The following is a 283-nucleotide window of genomic DNA, read 5'->3' as shown; positions in this document are numbered from 1 at the left end:
CCCCTACACCTTCAACGACGACCTGCTGGGCGAAGCCCGCAGTGGCGCCGATGCACCCGTGACATTCTTTACCGCCAATGAGGACGGCCAGCGCGGTAAGCCCATCGAGCTGCCTACCGAGGCATTTGAAGTTGACCCAGGGCGCGGCGTCATTACCTACGACCTGAACCTGTTCCCCGAGAACCCAACGTTTGTCGTGGGTTCGATTCCGCTGTTCCTGGCAAACGTCGAAAAAGCCACCGTCGCCGCCAGCCAGCTTCCAAAGGGTCTGGTAATGCAGGGC

1 pseudogene is annotated in these 283 nt (G+C 60.8%); it reads left to right on the top strand.

Features of this window, described 5'->3' with window-relative positions:
- Window positions 1-283 (top strand): annotated as a pseudogene (locus AAEZ08_RS22790) (hypothetical protein); the annotation flags it as partial.

Source organism: Pseudomonas sp. E45-MNA-CIBAN-0222 (genome assembly GCF_040310405.1).
In the GTDB taxonomy this organism is placed as follows: Bacteria; Pseudomonadota; Gammaproteobacteria; order Pseudomonadales; family Pseudomonadaceae; genus Stutzerimonas; species Stutzerimonas stutzeri_AC.
The sequence above is the reverse complement of the archived record's forward strand: the minus strand, read 5'-3'. Positions and strand labels throughout refer to the sequence as shown.